The sequence below is a fragment of the Serratia ficaria genome, assembly GCF_900187015.1.
Classification (GTDB): domain Bacteria; phylum Pseudomonadota; class Gammaproteobacteria; order Enterobacterales; family Enterobacteriaceae; genus Serratia; species Serratia ficaria.
This window is the reverse complement of the sequence record NZ_LT906479.1, coordinates 3,815,271-3,840,797: the sequence shown is the minus strand read 5'-3', so window position 1 is coordinate 3,840,797 and position 25,527 is coordinate 3,815,271. Positions and strand designations below refer to the sequence as shown.

At 61.5% G+C, this 25,527-nt stretch carries 25 protein-coding genes; 11 read left to right on the top strand and 14 right to left on the bottom strand.

Features of this window, described 5'->3' with window-relative positions; translation table 11 throughout:
- Window positions 1-51: 51 nt before the first annotated feature.
- Entirely contained in the window at window positions 52-741 is a 690-nt protein-coding gene (ypfH, locus tag CKW09_RS18145; RefSeq protein ID WP_061796662.1) for an esterase, read from the top strand.
- A 28-nt stretch (window positions 742-769) separates the two neighbouring features.
- On the opposite strand, the gene CKW09_RS18140 is transcribed toward ypfH, so the two are convergent.
- From CKW09_RS18140 to CKW09_RS18115, 6 genes are all read right to left on the bottom strand, one after another.
- The gene (locus tag CKW09_RS18140) at window positions 770-955 is read right to left on the bottom strand and encodes a YpfN family protein (protein ID WP_061796664.1); all 186 of its coding nucleotides are present in this window, start codon (window positions 953-955) and stop codon (window positions 770-772) included.
- A 2-nt stretch (window positions 956-957) separates the two neighbouring features.
- Window positions 958-1,632 (bottom strand): M15 family metallopeptidase, encoded by a 675-nt coding sequence (locus CKW09_RS18135; protein ID WP_061796666.1) that lies wholly within the window; start codon window positions 1,630-1,632, stop codon window positions 958-960.
- Window positions 1,629-2,756, bottom strand: a complete 1,128-nt coding sequence (gene dapE, locus CKW09_RS18130) for a succinyl-diaminopimelate desuccinylase (protein ID WP_061796668.1) — start codon at window positions 2,754-2,756, stop codon at window positions 1,629-1,631. The genes CKW09_RS18135 and dapE overlap by 4 nt, the downstream gene beginning before the upstream one ends.
- Window positions 2,753-3,118 (bottom strand): ArsC family reductase, encoded by a 366-nt coding sequence (locus CKW09_RS18125; RefSeq protein ID WP_061796686.1) that lies wholly within the window; start codon window positions 3,116-3,118, stop codon window positions 2,753-2,755. The genes dapE and CKW09_RS18125 overlap by 4 nt, the downstream gene beginning before the upstream one ends.
- Before the next feature lie 187 nt (window positions 3,119-3,305).
- Window positions 3,306-3,737 (bottom strand): GNAT family N-acetyltransferase, encoded by a 432-nt coding sequence (locus tag CKW09_RS18120; RefSeq protein ID WP_061796669.1) that lies wholly within the window; start codon window positions 3,735-3,737, stop codon window positions 3,306-3,308.
- A gap of 9 nt (window positions 3,738-3,746) precedes the next feature.
- Entirely contained in the window at window positions 3,747-4,226 is a 480-nt protein-coding gene (locus CKW09_RS18115) for a tetratricopeptide repeat protein (protein ID WP_095098675.1), read from the bottom strand.
- A gap of 216 nt (window positions 4,227-4,442) precedes the next feature.
- Between CKW09_RS18115 and ypfM the strand changes: the two genes are divergently transcribed.
- A complete protein-coding gene (ypfM, locus tag CKW09_RS25000) occupies window positions 4,443-4,502 on the top strand; it encodes a protein YpfM (RefSeq protein ID WP_100396732.1) in 60 nt (19 codons plus the stop codon).
- Window positions 4,503-4,623: 121 nt separating this feature from the next.
- Here ypfM and acrD read toward each other — a convergent pair whose 3' ends face one another.
- Window positions 4,624-7,761, bottom strand: a complete 3,138-nt coding sequence (gene acrD, locus CKW09_RS18110) for a multidrug efflux RND transporter permease AcrD (protein ID WP_061796673.1) — start codon at window positions 7,759-7,761, stop codon at window positions 4,624-4,626.
- Window positions 7,762-8,050: 289 nt separating this feature from the next.
- Between acrD and CKW09_RS18105 the strand changes: the two genes are divergently transcribed.
- Window positions 8,051-8,329: a winged helix-turn-helix domain-containing protein gene (locus CKW09_RS18105; RefSeq protein ID WP_061796675.1), complete on the top strand. Its 279-nt coding sequence runs from the start codon at window positions 8,051-8,053 to the stop codon at window positions 8,327-8,329.
- Between the two features lie 26 nt (window positions 8,330-8,355).
- Here CKW09_RS18105 and CKW09_RS18100 read toward each other — a convergent pair whose 3' ends face one another.
- Both CKW09_RS18100 and narQ read right to left on the bottom strand, forming a co-directional pair.
- Window positions 8,356-8,988: a response regulator gene (locus CKW09_RS18100; RefSeq protein ID WP_061796676.1), complete on the bottom strand. Its 633-nt coding sequence runs from the start codon at window positions 8,986-8,988 to the stop codon at window positions 8,356-8,358.
- A 163-nt stretch (window positions 8,989-9,151) separates the two neighbouring features.
- Entirely contained in the window at window positions 9,152-10,834 is a 1,683-nt protein-coding gene (gene narQ, locus CKW09_RS18095; protein ID WP_095100249.1) for a nitrate/nitrite two-component system sensor histidine kinase NarQ, read from the bottom strand.
- A 287-nt stretch (window positions 10,835-11,121) separates the two neighbouring features.
- Here narQ and nudK point away from each other — a divergent pair, with 287 nt between their 5' ends.
- On the top strand, window positions 11,122-11,697 hold the full coding sequence (gene nudK, locus CKW09_RS18090) for a GDP-mannose pyrophosphatase NudK (RefSeq protein WP_061796688.1): 576 nt from the start codon (window positions 11,122-11,124) through the stop codon (window positions 11,695-11,697).
- Between the two features lie 285 nt (window positions 11,698-11,982).
- Here the strand turns inward: nudK and tkt are convergent, their stop codons facing one another.
- The 3 genes from tkt to rpiB all read right to left on the bottom strand — a co-directional run bounded on the left by tkt (window position 11,983) and on the right by rpiB (window position 15,598).
- The gene (tkt, locus tag CKW09_RS18085) at window positions 11,983-13,977 is read right to left on the bottom strand and encodes a transketolase (protein ID WP_095098672.1); all 1,995 of its coding nucleotides are present in this window, start codon (window positions 13,975-13,977) and stop codon (window positions 11,983-11,985) included.
- Between the two features lie 17 nt (window positions 13,978-13,994).
- A complete protein-coding gene (gene tal, locus CKW09_RS18080) occupies window positions 13,995-14,945 on the bottom strand; it encodes a transaldolase (RefSeq protein WP_061799409.1) in 951 nt (316 codons plus the stop codon).
- 194 nt (window positions 14,946-15,139) lie between these two features.
- Window positions 15,140-15,598 carry a ribose 5-phosphate isomerase B gene (gene rpiB / locus CKW09_RS18075; protein ID WP_095098666.1) on the bottom strand — a complete coding sequence of 153 codons (459 nt, stop codon included), beginning with the start codon at window positions 15,596-15,598 and terminating at the stop codon, window positions 15,140-15,142.
- Window positions 15,599-15,905: 307 nt separating this feature from the next.
- Between rpiB and CKW09_RS18070 the strand changes: the two genes are divergently transcribed.
- The 6 genes from CKW09_RS18070 to CKW09_RS18045 all read left to right on the top strand — a co-directional run bounded on the left by CKW09_RS18070 (window position 15,906) and on the right by CKW09_RS18045 (window position 21,909).
- Window positions 15,906-17,018, top strand: a complete 1,113-nt coding sequence (locus CKW09_RS18070; RefSeq protein WP_061799405.1) for an MDR/zinc-dependent alcohol dehydrogenase-like family protein — start codon at window positions 15,906-15,908, stop codon at window positions 17,016-17,018.
- Window positions 17,019-17,083: 65 nt separating this feature from the next.
- Window positions 17,084-18,349, top strand: a complete 1,266-nt coding sequence (locus CKW09_RS18065; RefSeq protein ID WP_061799403.1) for an MFS transporter — start codon at window positions 17,084-17,086, stop codon at window positions 18,347-18,349.
- Between the two features lie 35 nt (window positions 18,350-18,384).
- The gene (locus tag CKW09_RS18060; protein ID WP_095098662.1) at window positions 18,385-19,155 is read left to right on the top strand and encodes an SDR family oxidoreductase; all 771 of its coding nucleotides are present in this window, start codon (window positions 18,385-18,387) and stop codon (window positions 19,153-19,155) included.
- Window positions 19,156-19,184: 29 nt separating this feature from the next.
- Window positions 19,185-20,186, top strand: coding sequence for a dihydroxyacetone kinase subunit DhaK (locus tag CKW09_RS18055; RefSeq protein WP_061799399.1), 1,002 nt, complete (start codon window positions 19,185-19,187; stop codon window positions 20,184-20,186).
- 3 nt (window positions 20,187-20,189) lie between these two features.
- Window positions 20,190-20,846, top strand: a complete 657-nt coding sequence (dhaL, locus tag CKW09_RS18050; protein WP_095098661.1) for a dihydroxyacetone kinase subunit DhaL — start codon at window positions 20,190-20,192, stop codon at window positions 20,844-20,846.
- 100 nt (window positions 20,847-20,946) lie between these two features.
- The gene (locus CKW09_RS18045) at window positions 20,947-21,909 is read left to right on the top strand and encodes a sugar-binding transcriptional regulator (RefSeq protein ID WP_061799396.1); all 963 of its coding nucleotides are present in this window, start codon (window positions 20,947-20,949) and stop codon (window positions 21,907-21,909) included.
- A gap of 53 nt (window positions 21,910-21,962) precedes the next feature.
- Here CKW09_RS18045 and CKW09_RS18040 read toward each other — a convergent pair whose 3' ends face one another.
- The gene (locus CKW09_RS18040; protein ID WP_061799395.1) at window positions 21,963-22,556 is read right to left on the bottom strand and encodes a lytic polysaccharide monooxygenase; all 594 of its coding nucleotides are present in this window, start codon (window positions 22,554-22,556) and stop codon (window positions 21,963-21,965) included.
- 407 nt (window positions 22,557-22,963) lie between these two features.
- On the opposite strand from CKW09_RS18040, the gene CKW09_RS18035 reads away from it, so the two are divergent.
- Window positions 22,964-23,905, top strand: a complete 942-nt coding sequence (locus tag CKW09_RS18035) for a LysR family transcriptional regulator (RefSeq protein ID WP_061799394.1) — start codon at window positions 22,964-22,966, stop codon at window positions 23,903-23,905.
- Window positions 23,906-23,987: 82 nt separating this feature from the next.
- Here CKW09_RS18035 and CKW09_RS18030 read toward each other — a convergent pair whose 3' ends face one another.
- Entirely contained in the window at window positions 23,988-25,487 is a 1,500-nt protein-coding gene (locus CKW09_RS18030) for a glycosyl hydrolase family 18 protein (protein WP_095098654.1), read from the bottom strand.
- Between the last annotated feature and the right edge of the window lie 40 nt (window positions 25,488-25,527).

Here is a 25,527-nt window from a genome sequence, read left to right as displayed (position 1 = left end):
CCGTGGTCCGGGGCGCGCCGGGCGGTAACCCATCAACCTGAGGAGTCATCGATGAAACATGAGCATTTTGTTGTACAAAGCCCGGCCGCGCCGGCTGCACAGCTGATCCTGTTGTTTCACGGCGTGGGCGACAATCCGGTGGCGATGGGCGAGATCGGCAGCTACTTCGCCAAAGATTTTCCGCAGGCGCTGGTGGTCAGCATCGGTGGCCCCGTCGCCGTCGATAACGGCGGCGGCCGCCAGTGGTTTTCGGTACAGGGCGTTAGCGAGGATAACCGCGCGGCGCGCATTGCCGAAGTGATGCCGCAGTTTGTCGAGGCGGTGCGCGCCTGGCAGCGGCAGAGCGGCGTGGACTACGCCGCCACGGCGCTGGTCGGTTTTTCCCAGGGGGCGATCATGGCGCTGGAGGCGCTAAAAGCGGAGCCCAAACTGGCCGGCCGGGTGGTGGCGTTCAGCGGGCGATTCGCCAGCCTGCCGGAACAGGCGTTCGGCGACAGCGTGGTGCACCTGATCCACGGTGAAGAGGATGCGACGATCGCGGTGCAGCATGCTCAGGCCGCGGCGGAAAGCCTGCAGGCCAACGGCGTCGATTTTACGTTGGACGTGGAGCAAGGGGTAGGGCACGCGATCAATCAGGGCATGATGACCAGCGCTCTGGAGCGCCTGCATTACTACGTGCCCCAGCGTTACTGGGATGAGGCGCTGCTCGGCAAACGCGGCGATCTGATCGCCTTTAAATAAAACTCAGGGCGCCGGGTGCGCCCTGATGTCATTTCTTTTTCGGCCAGTCGTCTTCGTCGTCCCACTGGGCGTTGTTATCGCGGTGCGGCGGGATCTCGGGTTTGTCGGCCAGATAGCCTTTCACGTCCACGCGCCGCAGCTCTTTAATGCCGCTGATGATCATCCCCACCAGAATCAACAGGATGATCCACCAGTAATCCGCTAACCATTGCATATTCACTCCTTTCCTTCACTGCGTATAAAACGCGAAAATATCGATGGCAAATGGCGTTCAAGCCATTCGGCACCGGCAACCTCCCTGTCTCGCCAGGCCGCCAGCAGCAGCGCCGGCGTCAGCAGATGCTCGGCCTCGCGCGCCAGCGGGCGGTAGCTCAGATGCCACGGCTCCACCGCAACGCCGTCGCCGTCTTCGGTGAAGGGGCGATAAAAGCCAAATTCCGCCATGTGCGCCGTCAGCCATTGGTTGAGCGCGTGGAAGTATCCCCCTTGCTCATATTCCCATGGCTCCAGCTGCAGCTTTTGGCCTTCCGGCAGCAGCGAAGGATCGTACACATCCAGATCGCTGCCCCAGTGGTGGCGGCTGGCGCCCGGCAACGCCGACCAGCGCAGGATCGCTTCGCAGCGCTCGGCGACCGACAGCGTCGCCACGTCGATCGGTTTGCTGTCCTTATCTAATACTGGGCGCTCGCCGCAGAATTTTCCATTCCAAATCGCCAATTGCCGATCGAAATCGCGGAAGGTGCTGGCGGGCTGCAGATCGAATCCCGCGCTTCGCGCCGCCTGCTGCATGGCGAGAAAGGCCGCCACCGCCGCGGGCTGCAGGCGGTGATTGCCGCTCAGCGGCGCCAGGTGCGCGGCGGAGCGCCCGGTAAGCATTTCCTCGGTGATCATGCGACCAACTGCTCCATGATGCGTTGATACATGCGGCTCAGCAGCTGCAGATCGGCGGCGTTCACGCACTCGTTAACCTTGTGGATAGTGGCGTTGACCGGCCCCAGCTCCACCACCTGCGCGCCCATCAGGGCGATAAAGCGGCCGTCCGAGGTGCCGCCGGTGGTCTGCAGCTGCGGGGTGATTTCAGAATAGTGCTCGACGGCGTTGACCACCGCGTCCACCAACGCGCCGCGCGCGGTGAGGAAGGGTTGGCCGGACAGGCGCCATTCGATGCTGTAGTTCAACTGGTGGCGCTCCAGCAGCTCTTCCACCCGCTGTTTGATCATCGCGTCGGTCAGTTCGGTGCTGAAGCGGAAGTTGAACTGCACGAACAGTTCGCCCGGGATCACGTTGTTGCTGCCGGTGCCGGCCTGCACGTTGGCTATCTGCATGCTGGTCGGCGGGAAAAATTCGTTGCCGCGGTCCCATTCGATCGCCACCAGCTCATTCAGCGCCGGCATGGCGCGGTGCACCGGGTTATCCGCCAGGTGCGGGTAGGCGACGTGGCCCTGCACGCCGTGGATGTGCAGGTTGGCGGTGATTGAACCGCGGCGGCCGTTTTTCACCACGTCGCCGACGCGATCGGTGCTGGACGGTTCGCCGACCAGGCAGTAATCCAGCCGTTCGTTGCGCGCCATCAGCGCTTCCACCACCTTGACCGTGCCGTGGGTGGCGCTGGCCTCTTCATCGGAGGTGATCAGAAACGCCAGCCGGCCCTGATGGTGCGGGTTGGCGGCGACAAAGCGTTCCGCCGCCACCACCATCGCCGCCAGCGAGCCTTTCATGTCCGCCGCGCCGCGGCCGTACAGCATGCCGTCGCGGATGGCCGGCTCAAACGGCGGGTTGTCCCAGCGTTTTTCGTCGCCGGTCGGCACCACGTCGGTGTGGCCGGCAAACGCCAGCGTCCGGCCTTCGCCGCGCCAGGCCCAGAAATTCTGGGTGTCCTCGAAGTCCATCGCTTCGACGGTAAAGCCGATGGCCTGCAGCCGGTCGATCATCAGCTGTTGGCAGCCTTCGTCGCGCGGGCTGAGGGAAGGGCGTTTGATCAACTGTTGAGCCAGTTCGATAACCGGGCAAATCATGCTGCGACCTCGGAGATAAATTGCTGATAGCCCTCGGCGCTGAAGCCGAGCAGGGCGTGGCCCTGGCCGTCGTCCAGCAGCGGACGTTTGATGATAGCCGGCTGGGCCAGCATCAGGGCGATGGCCGCATCGGCGTTATCGCAGGCGCTGCGCTGCGCGTCATCCAGCTTGCGCCAGGTGGTGCCGCGGGTGTTCAACAGCGGCTCCCAACCCAGTCGCTCGACAAAACCGCGCAGCAGCCGTTCATCCAGCCCGTCGGCGCGGTAGTCGTGAAACTGATAGGCCACGCCCTGTTCTTCCAGCCAGCGGCGCGCTTTTTTGATGGTGTCACAATTTTTGATGCCGTACATGGTCAACGTCATGGAGTCAAAACCTTCTCTGCAACCAAACACCGGCGAAACGCCGGTGGTAAACCGCCGGAGCGGAAAATGAAAACCGGCATCCAGCATGCCGAAAAACCGCCGTGAGTTCCACCGTCCAATGGTCCGAAAGCCGGGGAAAACGCGAAAAAATGCGGCGAGCATTCGCCGTGGAGGATTTTGTGCGGATTCAGCGTACGTAGCCGCTGTCCTGCAGGCGCTGCAGGGCGGCGCCGTCGGCGTACACCATGCCGGTAGTCAGGCTGCGGAAGCCGTATTTCTTATAGAATTCAAGCTTGTCCGGTACCGAATAGATGAACACCTTGCCGAGCGGCGCCAGGTCCCGCATCACCCGGTCCATCAGCCGCCGGCCCAGCCCCTGGCCCTGAAAGCGCGGATCGACGGCCACGTCGGCCAGATAGGCCACCGAGGTCATGTCGCTGATGGCGTGAGCGGTGGCCATCAGCTCACCGTCAATAAATCCCCAATAGCAAAACTGGCTGTGTTGATACACCCGCTGCATCACCTGCGGGTCGCGCTCGCCCAGCCCGGCGTCTGCCAGCAGCCGACTCAGTCGCCGCCAATCGACGGCGCAGCGCTGCGGATCGGTGATGATTTCCATCGTTCCTCCCTAGCCGATACGGTCGAGATCGGCGGCGTACTGCCGAATGGCGCGTTGGTAACTGCTGATGTCGCTATGCGACGAGGTTTCCGCCAGCAGCAACAGCAGGTCGGCCACCGCCTGTTTGGTTTCCCCCAGGTTGTACAACGTCATGGCGCGGAACAGCGTCAGCTCCTTGGCCTGCGGAAATTCCGCCAGCCCCCGGTCGAAGGCGTCCAGCGAGGGTTGGTACTGCCCGAGCGCCCGGTAGGTGCTGCCGAGGCCCAGCCAGGCCTCCTGCCGCCGGGCGGCCGGCAGGGCGCGCGCCAATGCGGCCAGGTAGCAGGGAATGGCCTGCTGTTCCAGCCCCTGCACGTCGTACAGACAGGCCAGCTGGTAGTGCAACTCGGCGTCTTCCGGCTGCTGCCGCAGCTGATGTTGCGCCAGCTCGGTGGCTTCAGGATAACGGCCCAGCCTTTTCAGTTGTTCGATGGTCAGCGTCGCGGACATGACATAGCCTCAGGTGGGGGATTTTTGTACCTCTGGCACGCTACTACGGAAGAATTGATAGCACAAGGGCATAGAAGAGCCGGTTATTGATAAGATAAATACGAAAATGTGCGCTAACCCCGGTTTCCGAGGGCGGCATCGTTCCCGAATGGCTTCACTTGCTCAAAAAACAGGCGTAGAATCCGCTTCGTCTAATAATTGAGGTTGTAAAGCATTATGGTCGATCGCGAGTTAGGGAACTGGAAAGACTTCATTGATGAGATGTTGGGTAACTGACGCTGCGGTGAAGCGCATGACCAGGCGGATTTATTGGCTATCGCCTGAAGCGCCCTGGGAACGAAGCCTTCGTTCGAGATAAGCAGCATCGGTTGCCCGACGCTGCTTTTTTATTGGCTTGTTACTCGCCGGCGTTTTCCGCCGGCGCCGCGTGAGCCTGCTTGCCGGGGAAGCGACGGCGCACCAGCACGAAGAACAGCGGCACGAAGAAGATAGCCAGCAGGGTGGCGGAGATCATGCCGCCCATCACGCCGGTGCCGACCGCATGCTGGCTGCCCGAGCCGGCGCCGCTGCTGGTGGCCATCGGCAGCACGCCGAAGATAAACGCCAGCGACGTCATCAGGATCGGCCGCAGGCGCATGCGCGAGGCTTCGAGCGTCGCCGACATCAGATCCTGCCCCTTGCTGTTCAGCTCGTTGGCGAATTCGACGATCAGAATGGCGTTTTTCGCCGAGAGCCCGATGATGGTCAGCAGCCCGACCTGGAAGTAAACGTCATTTTCCAACCCGCGCATCCAGGTGGCCGCCACGGCGCCGATCACCCCCAGCGGCACCACCAGCATCACCGAGAACGGGATCGACCAGCTCTCATACAGCGCCGCCAGGCACAGGAACACCACCAGCAGCGAGATGGCGTACAGCGCCGGCGCCTGCGAACCGGACAGGCGTTCCTGATAGGACATCGCCGTCCATTCCAGGCCGAAGCCGGTCGGCAGCTGGCTGACGATTTTCTCCATTTCGGCCATCGCGGTGCCGGTGCTGACGCCCTCGGCCGCTTCGCCGACGATCTCCAGCGCCGAGCTGCCGTTGTAGCGCTCCAGCCGCGGCGAGCCGTACTCCCAATGCGAGGTGGCGAAGGCCGAGAACGGCACCATGCCGCCGGCGCTGTTGCGCACGTACCATTTGTCGATGTCGCCCGGCAGCATGCGGTACGGCGCGGCCGCCTGCACGTAGACCTTCTTCACCCGGCCGCGGTCGACGAAGTCGTTAACGTAGGTCGATCCCCAGGCGGTCGACAGCGTGTTGTTGATGTCGTCGATAGCAACCCCCAGCGTCTGCGCCTTGCGCTGGTCGATGTCTATCTGCAGCTGCGGACTGTCGTCCAGGCCGTTGTGACGCACCCGCGCCAGCAGCGGGTTTTCCCCGGCTAGCTGCAGCAGCTGGTTGCGGGCCGCCATCAGCTTGTCGTGGCCCAGGCCGGCGTGATCTTCCAGTTCCATATCGAAACCGGCGGAGTTGCCCAACCCGGTGATCGCCGGCGGGCTGCTGGCGATCACCCGCGCCTCGTTGATTTTTTCGAACGCCTTGGTGGCGCGCTCGATGATGTCGAACGAGGTATTGGCGCCCGAGGTGCGCAGGTCCCAGTCCTTCAGGCGGATATACAGGCGCGCCACGTTCTGGCCGTTGCCGCCCGGGCCGGCGCCGATGATGGCGAAGGCCGACAGCACGTCCTCTTTTTCCTTGGTCAGGAAGTAGTGCTCCACTTTCTCCACCACTTTGGAGGTCTGCTGCAGGGTCGAGCCCGGCGGCAGCTGCACCTGCACGGTAAAGATGCCGCGGTCTTCCTGCGGCAGGAACGAGGTCGGCAGCTTGATGAACAGCAGCGCCATGCCGCCGAGCAGCAGCAGGTAAATCACCATATAGCGGGTGCTGGCGTGCAGCACGCGCCCCACGCCGCGCTCATAGCGATCGGCGTTGCGGTTGAACATGCGGTTGAACCAGCCGAAGAAGCCGCGCTTGCCGTGGTGATGGCCCTTGGCGATCGGTTTGAGCAGCGTGGCGCACAGGGCGGGGGTCAGGATCATCGCCACCAGCACCGACAGCACCATGGCGGAAACGATGGTGATGGAAAATTGGCGGTAGATGGCGCCGGTGGTGCCGCCGAAGAACGCCATCGGCACGAACACCGCCGACAGCACCAGAGCGATGCCGACCAGCGCGCTCTGGATCTGCCCCATGGATTTTCGCGTGGCCTCGCGCGGCGGCAGGCCTTCTTCGCTCATCACGCGCTCGACGTTTTCCACCACCACGATGGCGTCGTCCACCAGCAGGCCGATCGCCAGCACCATGGCGAACATGGTCAGGGTATTGATGCTGAACCCGCAGGCGGAAAGGATGGCGAAGGTGCCCATCAGCACCACCGGCACGGCGATGGTGGGGATCAGGGTGGCGCGGAAGTTTTGCAGGAACAGGTACATCACCAGGAACACCAGCAAAATGGCTTCCAGCAGGGTTTGCACCACGTCCTTGATCGAGGCTTTGACGAACGGCGTGGTTTCATAGGCCACCTTGGCCTCCAGCCCGTGCGGGAAATACTGCGACAGCTCGGCGATTTTGTCCTTCACCAGCTGGTCGGTTTGCAGCTCGTTGGCGCCGGAGGCCAGCTTGATGTTCATGCCCGCCGCCTGCATGCCGTTATAGCGGCTGAGATAGTTGTAGTTTTCGCCGCCCAGCTCGATGGTGGAGACATCGCCCAGCGTCACCAGCGAACCGTCCTTGTTGACCCGCAGGGTGATTTGGCGGAACTGCTCCGGCGTTTGCAGCTGCGACTGCGCGTTGATGGTGGCGTTGAGCGCCTGCTTATCGACCGACGGCGTGCCGCCGAGCTGGCCGACCGCCACCTGGGCGTTCTGCGACTGAATGGCGCTGACCACGTCCTGGGTCGTGAGCTGATAGCTGTTCAGCTTGTTGGGATCGAGCCAGATGCGCATGGCGTACTGCGAACCGTAAACGTCCATGCTGCCCACGCCGTTAATGCGGCTGAGCGGATCCTGCAGGTTGGAAACGATGTAATCGGCGATGTCCTGCTTGTCCATGCTGCCGTCGGTGGAAACGAACGCCACCATCATCAGGGTGGTGTCGCCGGATTTCGATACCGTAACCCCCTGGTTTTGCACCGCCTGCGGCAGGCGTTTGATCGCCGCCTGCAGCTGGTTTTGCACCTGCTGCATCGCCTCGTTGGGGTCGGTGCCGGCTTCAAAGGTCAAGGTCACGGTGGCCTGGCCGGTGTTGGTGCTTTGAGACGACATGTACATCATGTTGTCCAGGCCGGTCATGTTCTGTTCGATGATTTGGGTAACGGTGTTTTCCAGCGTCTTCGCCGAGGCGCCGGGGTAGGTGGCGCTGATGCGCACGTTAGGCGGCGCCAGGTTTGGGTATTGCTCAACGGGCAAGGAAAAAATCGCCAAGGCGCCGGTCAGGCAAAGAATAATTGCCAGAACCCAGGCGAAAATCGGGCGATCAATAAAAAAATTGGCCATGCAGCGCGAACCTCGTTATGACTTGTTCTATCTTTAAGACGCATCGGGATTATGCATTTCAGCGGCTGGGAAGGATTCCGGCGCTATTGCACTTTACTCGGGATGGTCGGGTAAAGCGTGGAGAAAAAAAGGAGATAATGTAAATAACGGTAGTAGAAACCTGCGGTGCAGCACCCGTACGGGTTAAAAAATATCATTAAGACATTTTTATTACTATCAACGACCTTGCATATCCTTTGGGCAGGGAACCTAAGCGCAAACGGGAATCATTTCGAGGCAGGAGCTTGGCATGGCAATTAATCCGGTATTCGCCCGACGACTTTACCTGTGCTGGCTGATCGGCCACAGCGAACGGCCAAACGTGCCGCGGCTGATGGCGCTGACCGGCTGGCCGCGCCGCACGCTGCAAGATGTGCTCAAGGCGTTGCCCGGCATGGGCGTGGAGCTGCAGTTCGTGCAGCAGGGCGTGCGCAATAACGACGGTTTTTACCGGCTTGAAAGCTGGGGGCCGCTTAACAAGAGCTGGATCCACCAGCATCACCAGGCGCTGCTCGCCGCGATAGAATAAGGCTCCCCGGCCGGGGAGCGCTGCGGTTATTGGCTTTTATGTTCCAGGTACATCACCGTCGCCGCCACGCGCGAGCGCACGTCCAGCTTGCGCAGCATGTTGCGGATATGCACCTTCACCGTTTCTTCCGAAATATGCAGCTGCGCCGCCACCTGTTTGTTGGACATGCCGCGCGCCACTTCCTGCAGCACATCCAGCTCTCGCTCGGTCAGTTCGGCGAAGGGGTCGCGTTGCTCGCCGCGCGACAGCAGATAATCCGCCACCGCCTCGCTGATGACGTTCTGCCCGGCGGCTGCGGCGCGGATGTGCTCCAGCAGCAGTTCCGGCTCGCTGTCCTTCAGCAGATAACCGTCGGCGCCGGCGTCGATCAGGGCATACAGGTCGCTGCGCGCATCGGACACCGTCAGCACGATGATGCGGGCGTCCACGCCCTCATGGCGCAGCGCTTTCAGCGTATCCAGCCCCGACATGCCCTTCATGTTCAGATCCAGCAGGATGACGTCCGGGGCGTGCTGCTGCGCCAGAGCGATCGCTTCGTCGCCGCTGCCGGCTTCCGCCGCCACGCTAAACAGCGGATCCAGTCCCAGCAGCTGTTTGATGCCGCGCCGCATCAGCGGGTGGTCGTCAACGATCATTACTCGGTAGTGCTTCATCACCATGAAATATGCTCCCTGTAGCAAGTAAAGCCACTCAAACGCGCCCTGAGGGCGTGCTCCACAGTGGGACGGACTCTTTTAAAATAGTGGCAATCGGCGCCACGGACATCCTGAAACGGCCGCCAGCCGGCGCGCAAGCGTAACGCAGGGTGGACAGCCATGCGGGTTATGACGGAAACGTCAGGCAGACCTCGGTGCCGCCCGCGGCCCGCCGTTGGATGCGCAGCGTGCCCGCCAACCGCGCGGCGCGCTCGCTCATGATGGTTAAACCATAATGGCCTTCCGGCTCTTCCAGGCTGGCGATGCCGCAGCCGTCGTCGGCGATGCTGAACGCGTTATCGCCGGCGGCGTTCACTTCGCAGCGAACGACGATCTCGTCGGCCCCGGCGTGTTTGACGGCGTTGAGCACCGCTTCGCGCACAATCTGCAGCGCATGCACCTGCTGCTGGGCGTTGAGCGCCTGTGAGGAGAGCCGACAGTGTAACTGAATCCGCGCGCTGCTCAGAGCCTTTAATGGCTGCAGCAGCTGCTGCAGCGCGCCGTGCAAGTCCGCCTCCTGAATGTTCAGGCGGAAGGTCGCCAGCAGTTCGCGCAGCTGGCGATAGGCATCGGCCAGCGTGCGCTCGACATCGTCGATAATCTCCCGCGCCTGCGCCGGATTATCGTTGACGCTGCGCTTGAGCAGCGTCAGCTGAATGCGCAGGAACGACAGCGCCTGCGCCAGTGAATCGTGCAGCTCGCGGGCGATGGTCGCACGCTCTTCCATCAGCGCCAGCTGCTGATGCTGTTTCTGCGCTCGGTTGAAATAGACCGCGCGGCTCAGCATGTTGGCCAGGCTCTGCATCAGGTGCGGGTGCGGCGGGCACTCGCGCGCCTGCCAGCGCAGCTCCCCCAGGATTTTTCCGTCCTGCAGGATAGGCAACCGCTGCCATGCCCCGGCGGGCGCCGGTTCGCCGCAGCCGAGCCGCCATTGGCTGACGCTGTCCGCCACCTCCAGCCTGATGCTGTGCAGCCGTTCGCTCTGCCGCACGATATCGAGGATTTGTTCAAACGCCTGCTGATCGATCTGACGCACGCTCAGCGCCTGAGAGCAGCGGTACAGCACCTCCAGCGTTTTATTGGCCTGCTGCAGGCGCTGGGTTTTTTCCTGCACCTTGTGCTCCAGCGACAGATACAGCTTGGCCAGGTCGTCGGTCATGGCGGTGAAGGCCTGCGACAATACGCCCAGTTCGTTCGGCAGCCTGACATCCAGCGGCGGGTGGTTGAAATCGCGCCGCTGTACGCGCTGGCTGGCGTCCACCAGGCGTTGCAGCGGCGCCACCACCTGGCGGCGCATAAAGCGGATGCAAAACAGCACCAGGCCGATGATGGCGGCGTAGCCCAGCACGCTGATGGCGGCCACCAGGGTCAGTTTCAGCTCGGAGTAGTGCTGCAGTGCGGAAACAAAGTGGTCAATCTGGTTAACATGGTTAACGACGTTGGCCTGATAGGCGCGGGTCCGGCCGGCGCGGATCTGCTGCGCCAGGCCCTGCCAGGATTGCCGCAGGGTCAGGTATTCATCCCGCACCTCGGCCGGCACGTAGAAACGATCCAGCTTCAGCAGCGACGGGGCCTGCAGCGATTGTTGATACTGCTGCAAATGCCGCTCCAGTTCGGCGGACCGAGTGTCGAGATCGTACGCCAGCCGATAACTCTGCATGCGCAGCGAGCCGGCGATGTTGATCGCTTCGGCGTCGTTTTGGCTGCCGGCGACGGTGATCAGGGCCAATCCGGTGGAGAGCACCGACAGGATCACCATGCAAAACAGCGCCCTGGCCAGGCTGCCGGTCACGGAACGTTTAACAAGCAATCGCGGATCCTTTTCTGTGCGGGCGACGCGCATCGTCAGTTTCATTCGAAAGCAAAACTATAACTTTTGCAACTAAAATGCGCCGCGATTTGTATCAAGTTGTCAACAAGGCGGAAACAATTGTCGTTGTGTAATCAAATAAATAGCGAGTTCGGCCGGTTACCCCTCAACCATGCGCCGCCGCCGCTCGCCGAATGACCATTGACGGCTTTTGTTGCAAATCGCTTGCCGCAGCGGTGCGCAATCGCGGTATGATTTTCACGTTTCAGCCAACGGAAGAAGAGTTCATGTCATCGAAAATTGAGAATGTGAAGAAAGAGCTGCTGTCGGACAACTGGTATGTACTGCACAAGTACACCTTTGATTTGAAACGCAAGGATGGCGGTTCAGTTCAGCAGATGCGCGAGGTGTACGACCGCGGCAACGGCGCCACCATCTTGCTGTACAACCGCGCCAGGGGCACCGTGGTGCTGACCCATCAGTTCCGCATGCCGACCTACGTCAACGGCAATGACAGCGGCATGCTGCTGGAGGCCTGCGCCGGCCTGCTGGACGCCGACTCGCCGGAGCAGTGCGCGCGCCGCGAGGCGGTGGAGGAGACCGGATTCCAGGTCGGCGAGGTGAAGAAAATATTCGAGGCTTACATGTCGCCGGGCGGCGTGACCGAGATCGTGCACTTCTTCATCGCCGAATACCATGAAGATGAGCGGCGGGCGGCGGGCGGCGGCATCGAGGATGAAGATATCGAAGTGGTCGAACTGCCGTTCAGCGAAGCGGTGGCGATGATCGCCGACGGCCGCATCAAGGACGGCAAAACCATCATGCTGCTGCAGTACCTGCAAATCCACCGCATCATGGAATAGAAAAAGCCCGGCGTTGCCGTAATGCTGAACAGTTAGCGTTTTTCTGACGGTGTTGGTGAAGTTTTCGGTCGATAAAGGTGAGATGCGTCATGAGGCTCACGCGCCTCGACCGAGCCTTCGGCCCCTCCAATTGCCGTACATTGCGGTAGCAGAGAAATGCAGGGTATTTACGGCAATTCCGCCTGCACGGAGCATACAGAAATTGGATAAAAAAATGCCAGTCAGGCTTAACTGACTGGCATTGCGGCGTTGCCGGGCTTTTTATTGGCTAACGCCAGGGGCCGCTTACTTCAGCAGCGCCTGCGCCTTGGCCACCACGTTGTCCACGGTGAAGCCGAACTCCTTGAACAGCTGCTCCGCCGGCGCCGACTCGCCAAAGGTGGTCATGCCCACGATGGCGCCGTTCAGCCCCACGTACTTGTACCAGTAGTCCGCGATACCCGCTTCCACCGCCACGCGCGCGCTCACCGCCGCCGGCAGCACCGATTCGCGGTACGCCGCATCCTGCTTGTCGAACGCGTCCGTCGACGGCATCGACACCACGCGTACCTTACGGCCCGCAGCAGTCAGTTGGTCCGCCGCTTCCACCGTGATACCCACTTCCGAACCGGTGGCAATCAGGATGACCTCCGGCGTGCCGGCGCAGTCTTTCAGCACGTAGCCGCCGCGGTACACGTTCGCCAGCTGCTCCGCGCTGCGCGGCTGCTGGGTCAGGTTCTGACGCGAGAAAATCAGCGTGGTCGGGCCGTCGTTGCGCTCGATGCCGTACTGCCAGGCAATCGCCGATTCCACCTGGTCGCACGGGCGCCAGGTGCTCATGTTCGGGGTCACCCGCAGGCTGGCAATCTGCTCCACCGGCTGGTGGGTCGGGCCGTCTTCGCCCAGACCGATGGAGTCGTGGGTGTAGACGAACACGTTGCGCAGCTTCATCAGCGCCGCCATGCGCACCGCGTTGCGGGCGTATTCCACGAACATCAGGAAGGTCGCCGAGTACGGCAGGAAGCCGCCGTGCAGCGCGATGCCGTTGGTGATGGCGGTCATGCCGAACTCGCGCACGCCGTAGTGGATGTAGTTGCCCGCCGGGTCGACGTTCAGCGCTTTCGAACCGGACCATAGGGTCAGGTTGCTCGGCGCCAGGTCGGCGGAGCCGCCGAGGAACTCGGGCAGTACCTTGCCGAACGCTTCCAGCGCGTTCTGCGACGCCTTGCGGCTGGCGATGTTGGCCGGGTTGGCCTGCAGCTGCTCGACGAATTTCTGCGCGTCGGCTTTCCAGTTCGCCGGCAGTTCGCCGTTCATGCGGCGCTTGAACTCGGCGGCCAGCTCAGGGAAAGCCTGGGCGTAGGCGGCGAACCTGTCGTTCCAGGCCGCTTCTTTGGCCTGGCCGGCTTCTTTGGCGTCCCACTGGGCATAGATGTCCTGCGGGATTTCGAAGGCGGCGTATTTCCAGCCCAGGGCTTCGCGGGTGGCGGCCACTTCGGCGGCGCCCAGCGCGGCGCCGTGCACGTCGTGGGTGCCGGCCTTGTTCGGTGAGCCGAAACCGATGACGGTCTTGCACATCAGCAGGGACGGCTTGTCGGCCACCTTGCGGGCTTCCTCAATCGCCGCCTTGATGGCGTCCGGGTTGTGGCCGTCGACGTGGCGCACCACGTGCCAGCCGTAGGCTTCGAAGCGCTCGGCGGTGTCGTCGGTGAACCAGCCGTCGACGTGGCCGTCGATGGAGATGCCGTTGTCATCGTAGAAGGCGGTCAGCTTGCCGAGCTTGAGGGTGCCGGCCAGCGAACAGACTTCGTGAGAGATGCCTTCCATCATGCAGCCGTCGCCCATAAAGGCGTAGGTGTGGTGGTCGACGACGTCATGGCCCGGGCGGTTGAACTGCGCGGCCAGGGTGCGTTCGGCGATGGCGAAGCCGACGGCGTTGGCGATGCCCTGGCCGAGCGGGCCGGTGGTGGTTTCCACGCCTGGGGTATAGCCGTATTCCGGGTGGCCCGGCGTTTTGGAGTGGAGCTGACGGAAGTTTTCCAGCTCGCTCATCGGCAGGTCATAGCCGGTGAGGTGCAGCAGGCTGTAAATCAACATGGAGCCGTGGCCGTTGGAGAGCACGAAACGGTCGCGGTCAGCCCAGTGCGGGTTGGTCGGGTTGTGGTTCAGGTAGTCGCGCCACAGGACTTCGGCGATGTCCGCCATGCCCATAGGTGCGCCCGGGTGGCCGGAATTCGCTTTTTGTACGGCGTCCATGCTGAGTGCGCGGATGGCGTTGGCCAGTTCTTTACGGGAAGACATAACGATACTCCAGGTAATTACAGTTCAGCGGCCAGCATGTCTTCCAGCTTTTGCTGGTCAACGGCGAACAGGCGGATGCCTTCGGCCAGTTTTTCCACCGCCATGGCGTCCTGATTGTGCAGCCAGCGGAATTCGGCTTCGGCAAGCGGGGCGGGTTGGTGGAAGCCTTCGGTCGACGGCGTCAGCTTGCGCTCGACCGGCTGGTCGCCGTTTTTCAGCTGTTCCAGCAGGTTCGGCGCGATAGTCAGCCGATCGCAGCCGGCCAGCGCCAGGATTTGTTCAACCTTGCGGAAGCTGGCGCCCATGATCACCGTCTGATAACGGTGCCGTTTGTAGTATTCATAGATGGTGCGTACCGATTTCACGCCCGGATCCTGCTCGGCGTCGTAGGCGGCGGCGGGCTGTTTGGCCTGATACCAATCGTAGATGCGGCCGACGAACGGTGAAATCAGATAGACGCCGGCTTCGGCGCAGGCGCGGGCCTGGGCGAAGGAGAACAGCAGCGTCAGGTTGGTGTTGATGCCTTCTTTTTCCAGCTCCTCGGCGGCTTTGATGCCTTCCCAGGTAGAGGCCAGCTTGATCAGGATGCGCGATTTGTCGACGCCCTGTTCCTGATACAGGCCGATCAGCTTGCGCGCCTTGGCGACGCACATGCCGCGATCAAACGACAGGCGCGCGTCCACCTCGGTGGAGATGCGGCCCGGCACGCTTTTCAGGATCTCGACGCCGATATTGACCGCCAGCTTGTCGCTGGCGTTGATCAGCTGGGTTTCCTTGCTGCCGCCCTGGCGGCGGGCGTAGTCCAGCGCTTCGGTAATCAGCGGCTGGTACTGCGGCAGCGCGGCGGCTTTCAGGATCAGTGAAGGGTTGGTGGTGGCGTCCTGGGGTTCGAACTGGCGGATGGATTCGATATCGCCGCTGTCGGCTACCACCGTGGTCAGCTGCTTGAGTGCGTCTAACTGATTCATTTGTAAGCTCCTTGACCAAGCTTCAATGTAGGGAAATGAGAACCTTTTTCATCGTAGGGGGAACACACTGCATCATAAGGGTGATAAATAAAATGCGCTTTTTCTGATTGTTGCGATGGATAAGAACAATGAATCCCGAACCAAGCCAGACGGGCCGCGGCTTGCGCGCGGCCACTGCCGGCCCTGAGGCGCGATCAGCGCGGATCGACGGCCTGTTCGTAATAGCCGATCCGGGCGACTTTCGGCGCCGATCCCCCTCCTTCAAACTCTGACTCCAGCCAGGCGGCGACGATGGTTTTCGCCAGTTCGGCGCCGATCACGCGCGCGCCGAGCGTGATGATTTGCGCATCGTTGCTTTTGCGCGCCCGCTGCGCGGAGTAGGTGTCGTGACATTGGGCCGCGCGGATGCCCGGCACTTTATTCGCCACGATGCTCATGCCGATGCCGGTGCCGCACAGCAGGATGCCGCGCTGGTGTTGCTCCGCCTTGATCGCCTGGGCAACCCGGTAGGCGATATCGGGGTAGATCCCGCCGCCGGCGGCGCGATCCTCGGTGTAGTCGGTGACGGGAATGTCCCGCTGTCGCAAATAAGCAACGATCAGATCCTTCAGTTCAATGGCGGCGTCATCGGCGCCGATGGCAATAGGCAGCATAGCGATCTCCAGGTTGAAAGCGGAAAGGCTGACGATCCTCTCGGCGCGTCATGGTGCTTACCATAATCATATGCAATCAAATGTTCAATAGTTGATCTTTTGATTGTTACTTTTAATGGGGTGTTGAGAGGATGATGGTGACTAATATCGCAATTACTTGCCTTAAACGGCTATTTAGGTGGCTTTTTGAGCGAAATCACACTTTGAGAAGTTCATGGTGGGCAAAAACGGCGCTTGGCGTTAGTGTTCATTTGTTCTTATTGTGTATTTATGATCATAAAGATAACCCTACCAGAGGATAGAACTTATGTGTCAGACCTGCGTAACAGCGGCAAAAATGGCAGACGGCATCCCTGAAACCATGAAAGCGGTGGTGGCCTATGCGCCAAAGGATTACCGCCTGGAACAGGTGGCGGTGCCGGACATCGGCCCAAAAGAGATCCTGGTGAAGATCGAAGCCTGCGGCATCTGCGCCGGGGATATCAAGGCGTTCGAAGGGGCGCCCAGCTTTTGGGGCGATGAAAAACAGCCGGCTTATATCAAGGCGCCGATGATCCCCGGGCACGAGTTTATCGGCCATGTGGTCGGCTATGGCGAAGGCGTGGAAGGTTTCAAGCTGGGCGATCGGGTGATCTCCGAACAGATCGTCCCCTGCTGGCAGTGCCGCTTCTGCAACCGCGGCCAGTATTGGATGTGTGAGAAGCACGACCTGTACGGCTTCCAGAAAAACGTCAACGGCGGCATGGCCGAATACATGAAGTTCACCAAAGAGGCGATCAACTACCTGGTGCCGGCCGATCTGCCGATCGAAAAAGCCATTCTTATCGAACCTTACGCCTGTTCATTCCACGCGGTGCAACGCGCCAACATCAAGCTGGGCGATGTGGTGGTGCTGGCCGGCGCCGGCACGCTGGGGCTGGGAATGATCGGCGCCATCAAGAAGTCCGGCCCCGCGAAGCTGGTGGTGCTCGACCTTTCCGACGACCGCCTGGCGCTGGCGAAGCGGTTTGGCGCCGATGTGGTGCTCAATCCGACCCGCGATGATGTGCCGGCGGCGATCAAAGAGATGACCGAAGGGTACGGCTGCGACATCTATATCGAAGCCACCGGCGCGCAAAAATCGGTGGAGCAGGGGCTGACGCTGATCCGCAAGCTCGGCACTTTCGTCGAATTCTCGGTGTTCAAGGATCCGGTCACCGTCGACTGGAGCATTATCAGCGATCGCAAAGAGCTGGACGTGCTCGGCTCGCACCTCGGCCCTTATTGCTACCCGCTGGTGATTGAAGGCATCAGCAACGGCGATCTGCCGACCGAAGGGGTGGTGACCCATACGCTGCCGCTGGAACAGTTTGCCGAAGGCTTTGAATTGATGAAGCGCGGCATAGGTTCGATCAAAGTGGTGCTCAACCCGAATCTTTGAGGCCGCATCATTCGTCGGGTGCGGGCTAGCCTGCGCCTCCACTGTCAAACGTGCTGGGGTGTTCTATGTTGCATGGACTGATTCATCGCATTGGTCTGTCGCCGAAACTGCTGCTCGGCTACGCCGGCGTGCTGGTGTTTATGATGGGCGAAGGGTTGGAGCAGGGATGGCTTTCACCTTATTTAATCGGCAAGGGATTAACCATTCAGGAGTCGGCGCTGCTGTTCAGCGTCTACGGTTTCGCCGCGGCGATCGCCGCGTGGTTCTCCGGCGTGCTGGCGGAGATTTTCACCGCCCGCCGGGTGATGCTGGCCGGCCTGATCCTGTTTCTGATCGGGTCGGTGTGTTTCCTGGCGTTTGGCCTGCCGAGCAACAACCTGTCGATCATGGTGCCGACCTATGCGCTGCGCGGCCTGGGTTACCCGCTGTTCGCCTACGGCTTTCTGGTGTGGGTGGCCTATGAAGCGCCGCCGGAGAGGCTGGGATCGGCGGTGGGCATTTTCTGGTTCGTCTACAGCGGCGGGCTGAGCGTGCTGGGCGTGCTGTACTCCAGCATCATGCTGCCTTACCTCGGCGAGATCCACACCCTGTGGAGCGCGCTGATTTTCGTGGTGCTGGGCGCGATGATCGCCCTGATGCTCAACCGCAACGAAGGCGCGGCGGAACGCGGCAACCGGGAAAAAGCCTCGCTGAGCTACGTATTGAAAGGCATCACCATCGCGTTTGAGAACCCGAAAATCGGCCTGGGCGGCATCGTGCGCACCATCAATACCTCGGCGGCGTACGGCTTTGTGGTGTTTATGCCGATGTACATGATGGATATGGGCTTTACCCGCACCCACTGGCTGCAGATGTACGCCGCGCTGTGGACGGTGAACATCATTTTCAACCTGATTTTCGGCGTGATCAGCGACGGCCTCGGCTGGCGCAACGTGGTGATGTGGTTCGGCTGCGTCGGCTGCGCGCTGACCACGCTGATGTTCTATTACGTGCCGCAGTTCTTCGGCGCCAACTACCTGCTGACCGTCTGCGCCGCCGGGCTGTTCGGCGCCTGCCTGGCGGCGTTCGTGCCGCTGTCGGCCATCATGCCGTCGCTGGCGCCGGAGAATAAGGGCGCGGCGATGTCGATCCTCAACCTCGGCGCCGGCCTCAGCACCTTTGTCGGGCCGGCGGTGGTGGGGCTGTTTATCGGCAGCCTCGGCAGCGTGGGCGTGATCTGGATCTTCACCGGCCTGTACCTGTTCAGCGGCGTACTGATGAAGTTCGTCACCCTGCCGAAGGAAAGCGCGGCGGCGGAAGAGAAGAATCCGAGTTTGGCGAAAATATCCTGACCGCGGGTGAAGTTCACAGTTTTAGGGAGAAACCTATGTTTAATAACCAGAGCGAAGCGCCCGCCGGGCCGACTTTATGCGGCAAAGTGGCGTTGATCACCGGCGGCGCGGCGGGCATCGGCTATGCCATCGCCGAGCGATTTCTGCACGACGGCGCGCGGGTGGTGCTGATGGATCGCGCGCCGCAGGTGGCGGAACAGGCGCGGCAGCTCGGCGGCGATGCGGCGTTGGGCATCCTGACCGACGTGACCGACCCGGCGTCGGTGGAGCGGGCGACGGCGCAGGCCGAAGCGCACTTTGGCCGGCTTGACGTGCTGGTCAACAGCGCCGGCATCGTGGCGCTGCACCCGGCCGAAACGCTGCCGGAAGAGGCCTGGGACGCCACCCTGGCGGTAAATCTGAAAGGGGTGTTTCTTACCTGCCAGGCGGCGGGGCGGCGTTTCATTCGTCAGCGCAGCGGCAGCATCGTCAACCTGGCTTCCCAGGCCGGGGTGGTGGCCTTGCCGAATCACCTGGCCTATTGCGCCAGCAAGGCCGGCGTGATCGGCCTGACCCAGGTTCTGGCGCTGGAGTGGGGGCCGCACAACGTGCGGATCAACGCCATTTCGCCCACCGTGGTGCTGACCGAGCTGGGGCGCAAGGCCTGGTCCGGCGAGGTGGCCGAGCAGATGAAACAGAAAATTCCGCTGCGGCGCTTTGCCGAACCGCAGGACATTGCCGCCGGCGCGCTGTTCCTGGCCGGCGACGCCGCCGCGATGATCACCGGCGCCAACCTGGTGGTCGACGGCGGCTACACCATTCAATAATTCACTATTCAGGCGACAGAGAGGCCGCGATGAACAGAATCATTAACGATCCCGATCAGGTAGTGGAAGACGCCATTCAGGGCTACCGGCTGGCGCACCCGGAGTATTACGCCGCCACCGATAACGCGCGGGTGCTGAAGCATCCGACGGCGCCGATCGCCGGCAAGGTCGGCATCGTCACCGGCGGCGGCTCCGGCCATGAGCCGGCGTTTCTCGGCTATGTCGGCAAGAACATGCTGGACGCGGTGGCGATCGGCGAGATCTTTTCCTCCCCGACGGCGGGCGCCTTCCTCGACGCCTTCAAGGCGGCGGACAGCGGCGCCGGGGTAGCCTGCCTGTACGGCAACTACGCCGGCGACAACATGAACGTCAAGATGGCGATCAAGAAGGCCACCGCGGCCGGCATCAGGGTGAAAACCGTGGTGGCGAACGACGATGTGGCCTCGGCGCCGGCCAGCGAAATCGACAAGCGCCGCGGCGTGGCCGGCGAAATCCTGATGTGGAAGATCGGCGCGGCGGCGGCGGCCAGGGGCTACGATCTGGACGGGGTGATCGGCGCGGCGCAGAAGGCGATCGGCAACTGCCGCTCGATCGGCGTCGGCCTGAGCTCCTGCACCATTCCGGCGGTCGGCAAGCCCAACTTCCATATTGAAGACGGCAAAATGGAGATCGGCATCGGCCACCACGGCGAGCCGGGCATCGAGGTGTCGCCTATCCAGCCGGCTTGCGCCATGGCCGGCACCATGCTCGATTTTGTGCTCAACGACATGCCGCTGGACAACGGCCAGGAGGTGGCGCTGCTGATCTCCGGCCTCGGCGCCACGCCGGTGATGGAGCTGTACATCTACTACGCCGAGATCGAACGGCGGCTGACGGCCCGGGGGATCAAGGTGCACCGGCGCTACGTCGGCAACTATTTTACCTCGCTGGAAATGATGGGGGTGACGCTGACGCTGATGAAGCTGGATGACGAACTGAAAACCCTGATTGACATGCCGGCGCAATCCTTAGGCTTAACCCAGGTGGAGTGAACCATGACAGAACATCTTTCTACCCGCTACGGCAATGAGGTCGTCTCCGGCCTGATCGACGTCATCGTCAGCAACCGTGAATACTTGAGCGAGATCGACGGCGCGATCGGCGACGGCGATCACGGCATCAATATGGCGAAGGGGTTTTCCATGTGCGGCGCGGCGATCGCGGGCCGGCAACTGACGCTGGCGCAGGCGTTCGATGCGGTGTCCGATGCGCTGATGGAAGGCATCGGCGGCTCGATGGGGCCGCTGTACGGCAGCCTGTTCATGGGCATGGCCGACAGCGTGCGGGATAAGGAAACGCTGGATCAGCGGGCGTTTCTGGCGATGCTGCGCAACGGGCTGAGCGAACTGCAGGACATCAGCAGCGCCAGCGTGGGCGACAAGTGCCTGATGGATACCCTGATCCCGGCGGTGGCGGCGTTCGAAGGCGCGGTGCAGCGCGGCGACGGCTTCAGCGCGGCGCTGGAGCAGCTGAAGCGGGCCGCCGCGCAGGGGCGGGATTCGACCCGCGACCTGGTGGCGAAAATCGGCCGCGCCAGCCGCCTGGGCGAACGTTCGCGCGGCGTGCTGGACGCGGGCGCGGTCTCCTGCTGCCTGCTGCTCAGCCGGTTGGCCGACGGCGTAGAGCAACGGTTGAATACCGTTACCGCATGAACGCGTTATACTAGCGGGCAATTCAGCGATGGCCGGTGGGGCCGGCTTGCCGCCTCATCCGCCATCGATAACCGGCCTGCCGTGGGGAAACGTCTAACGGATGGAAAAACAAACAGTGTCCCAGGATAACGAACTGCTGACCGAAATCGCCGTCGCTTACTATCAGGATGAGATCACGCAGGAAGAAATCGCCAAAAAGTTCGGCATTTCGCGGATCAAAGTCGGGCGTTTGCTCAAACGCGCCAAGGAAGAGGGCATCGTCGAGATCACCGTGCGTTATCACCCGGTGTTCAGCACCCGGCTGGAGCAGCAGATGATGGAGCGCTTTCCCATCAGCCGCGCGCTGATCGCGCTCGACCATCAGGATGAAGAAGAGCAGCGTCGGCAGGTGGCGGCGCTGGTGTCCAACTATCTGGCGATGTCGCTGAAAGACGATATGGTGCTGGCGGTGGGGCAGGGGCGCAACGTGGCGGCGATCGCCGATCACGTCGGCAGCGTGGCGGAGCGAAACTGCAAGTTTATCTGCGGCATCGGCGGCACCCATCGCCCCGGCGACGCGATCAACGCCGACCACATCAGCCGCCGGCTGGCGAAGAAGTTCGGCGGCAGCAGCGAAACCCTGTACGCCCCGGCCTACGTCGAAAACCGCGCGCTGAAAGACGCCTTTATGCAAAACGGCACCATCAAGGAAACGTTGGATCGGGCGCGCAAGGCCGACGTGGCGCTGGTGGGCATTGGCGATATGAACGAAAACAGCTATATGGTGAAGCTGGGCTGGTTCACGCCGCACGAGATTATCGACGCCAGCCTCAATCAGGGGGTGATCGGCGATATCGCCGGCTACGACTTCTTCAACGCCCAGGGGCAGCACGTGGATACGGTGATGAACGATCGGGTGATCGGCCTGAGCATCGACGAACTGCGTAAAATCCCCTGCGTGATCGCCATTGCTTCGGAAAACACCAAGGCGATGGCGATACTCGGCGCGCTGCGCACCGGCGCCATCGACATTATCGCCACCAGCGCGCTTAACGTGCGCACCCTCCTCAATATGTCGCAGTAGCCGACAAAAAAAGGGTTCAGCCTGCGCTGAACCCTCTCTGCATTTCCCCCGGATTAATGGCTCAGATTGACGTCTATCGCCTGGTAGAAGGCGTTGGCGGTGTCGGCCACATCCCACACGGCGAGGATCACGTGCGAACCGGTGCGGTCTGCGGGTATGTTGCACTGGTGGGTGACCTTGGCGGCCGGGATGGCGCCGCCGTCGTTGTACTGACAGAACGGCGTCAGGTCAAAGGAGGCGCGGGTCAGCGGCTGCGAGGCGTCCCAGTTCGGCTTGGTGATGAAATAACGCCAGCTGGCGGTGCTGTGGCGCGCGGTCAGCGTCCAACTGAAGCTGTTGGCGCCGGTCTTCAGGTTGATCTTGTTCCAGCGGGTCGGCGTTTGTTGGTCCAGCTCGAAGAAGGTGGGCTTGTCGGCGCTGGCGATATGGCCGTCCGCCGGACCGGCCTGCGGGAAGCCTTTCAGCCCTTCAACGCTCTGCGGTTCGTACTGCACGCTGCCGCATTGGGTGTTGAGCTGCAGTTTGCACTGATAGGCGCGGCTGGCCGGCGTTTCGACGTAGCCGTGCGCGTTGGCCTGTTGCGAGGCGCCGAACAGGGCCGCGCTCAGCAGGCCCAGGGACATAAGGGTACGAGAGGTCTGGTTCATAAGTCACTCCTGACTGAAGTTATAATGTGAAAGTCATGTATTTCTCACCGGCCAGATGAGAGGACAGTAACGAAACTAAAATAATCATTCTTGCCGGCTTGTTTTATTTTTATCATTTGCACTCGGCCGTAGAATGGAAAGTTTTATAGGCTATTAACTAAAATTATGATGATGATTATCTTTGTTTGGCTGGTTGAATTTATTTAACTTCTGCTGTCTAAAAACGCATCGCCATGATGAATTTTATTTGACGGGTTGATGAATAGTCTTTCAGATGGCGTTCTCCGTTATGGAGTATATTGCTTGTTGCTTAAAGAACTCTTGCAGAACTTGATCGATTTTTGCGCGCCGATTGCCTGGGAATTTAGTGTCAATTTTTCTTGTTTTTATGTCAAAGAGGAATTTGTATGACTAGATTATCCCTGGATGCGATTAAAATAATCAGCACCATCAAAAGTACCGGTTCTTTCTCCATGGCTGCGGAGGCGTTGCATAAAACGCCTTCGGCCATCTCGTACCGGGTTTCAAATATTGAAAGCAAGCTCTGCGTGAAACTTTTTCATCGTAATGGACCTATGATTACCCTGACCGATGAAGGGGAATTCCTGCTGCAGGAGGGCAGCTGGATATTAAATGCGGTGCAGGATCTGGAAAGCCGGGTGCGCAACATACCCAAGCTGGAAAATAATATCCGCATCGTGGTCGACAAGTACTTTCCGCTGGAGGCGCTCACCCAGGATATCCGCGACTATATTCAGCACAGCCCGAACGCCAATATCTCGGTGCAGCGTGAGGCGCTGAACGGCACCTGGGATGCGTTGAAGAACAACCGCGCCGACCTGATCATCGCCATCGGCCAGATCCCGGACAGCGTGCAGGCCAAAACCCTGATGCTGGGCAAGCTGGACTTTGTGCTGTGCGTCTCGCCGTCCCACCCCTTTGCGGCGCAGAAAAAGGCGGTGTGCAAGAAGCAACGGCTGAACGACATCGTGGTGGTGATCGCCGACAGCAGCCACGACCTGCCAAAGCGCAACCACGGCACGCTGCCGCTGCAGCGGCAGCTGGTGGTGTGCGACGTGGAAAGCAAACTGGCGCTGCTCAAACGCGGCATCGGCCACGCCTTCCTGCCGCCGGCGCTGATTGAAAAAGAGCTGGCCAGCGGCGAGCTGGTCAGGGTGCCGGTGGAGATGCAAAAAGGGGATGAAATGATCTGGCTGGCCTGGCACCCGGCCAGCAAGGGCGGCGGCTTTAGCTGGTGGCACGAGCGCCTGACGCGCAAAAGCGACGTTTTAAGCCTGCTGGGGCGTGAAGTGGTGCGGGACGGCGGTTACCCCTGGTGCAACAACTGAGGGCGCAAGGCCAAAGGATGCGACATTAAACGGTTAACGCAATAACCCCCCGCAGCGCCAGGCTGCGGGGTTTTTTTATGGCTCAGGCCGCGCGGCCCACCTTCAGCCAGGCGCTGTCGGCGCCCGGCGCCGCCGTAACCGAGCCCCACTTGGTCTGCCAGACATAGCCCTGATAAGACACCAGCGCGCCCTGCGCGTAGGTGGTGCCCGGCGTATAGGCCGGCGCGGCCATGATCGGCAGGTTGCCGGGGCCAACGCCGGTGTAACGCAGGCCGGTGCCCATGTCCAACTGGCTGTCGTCGTAATCCGCCGCGTTGAAGTAGCGATCCAGCGCGGCCAGCAGGTCGCCGTTGCGGTTGTCCTGCCCCAGATGCCAGAACATCACGCCGCCCAACTGCTGCTGCTTGATGTACTTGGCCTTGTACTTGAAGCTTTCCACATCGTCATAGGTGACGAACAGCCCCCGTTCCGCATGGTACAGGTACGGGGTTTTGGTCTTGTCGTTCCACAGGCGCTGGTAGCCGTAGTTGCCGAGCAGCATTTGCTCCAGCTGGCGGTAGGAGGCGATGCGCGGATCCTTGTCGCGCACGCATTCGTCGCAGCCCACCAGCCAGTAGTCGGTGCCCGGGAACGGGTCTTCCCCCGGCGTGGCGTGGCTGCCGTATTGGCCGCCGTTGCCGCCGCCGACGCCTTTGAACGCGCGGCCGTAGAACGGCACGCCCATCACAATCTTGGCGCTCGGCACGCCCTCCATCATCAGGTGCTGCTGGACGGCGGCGTCGACCGTCAGGCTGAACGGGCTGGGGAAGGCGCGGGTCAGCTCTTCCCAGCTCCAGCCCAGGTTGGCTTCACGCAGCGCGTTGTAGAAGGTCGGCCCGGCCGCGTCGCCGAACAGCGCCGCCTGGTGGTTGGTTATCTTCTCCCAGGGGCCGGCCAGATCGTAGGTCATCAGGTTGATGTAGTCGAGCTGGGCGACGATCTGCGGCAGCTTGCTGTAGTAGCGCGACAGGAAAAACGCGCCGCCGGCGCCGGCGATGGTCAACTGGTAGGGCAGCGCCTGACGGCCGTCGGCCTGGGTTTGCCTATCCAGCAGGGTGCGGATCTCCTGCAGCGCGGCGACGAAGCCGTCCACTTCCGCCGCTTGGGGATATTCCCAGTCGATGTCCACGCCGTCGAAACCGTACGCCTTCATGATGCGCACGCAGGACTGGGCGAACTTGCTGCGGGCGGCCGGGGTCTTGACCGCATTGACGTAGTTGGCGTGGGACACCCCCAGATCGTTGGAATAATACCAGCCACCGATGGAGAACATGATGCGCAGGCTGGGGTTGTGCGCCTTCAGTGCGGTCAGGCGGCCGACGACTTCGCGCGCCTTGGCGTCGTTGGTGGCCGGATCCCAGGCGCATTCCAGATCGCCGTTGATATCGAGGAACGAGAAGTTGATGTGGGTCAGCTGCCGGGCCTTGGCCGGCGTAATGTTCGATACCGGGAACGGCACGATCGCGGTATCGGATTCGGTATAGTTATTAATCTGAACGGTCGGGATAAAATAATAGCCAATAACGGCTTTACGTGTAGACATGGCGTTTCTCCAGAGTGAATGGTTTTTATCATGAGAGAAT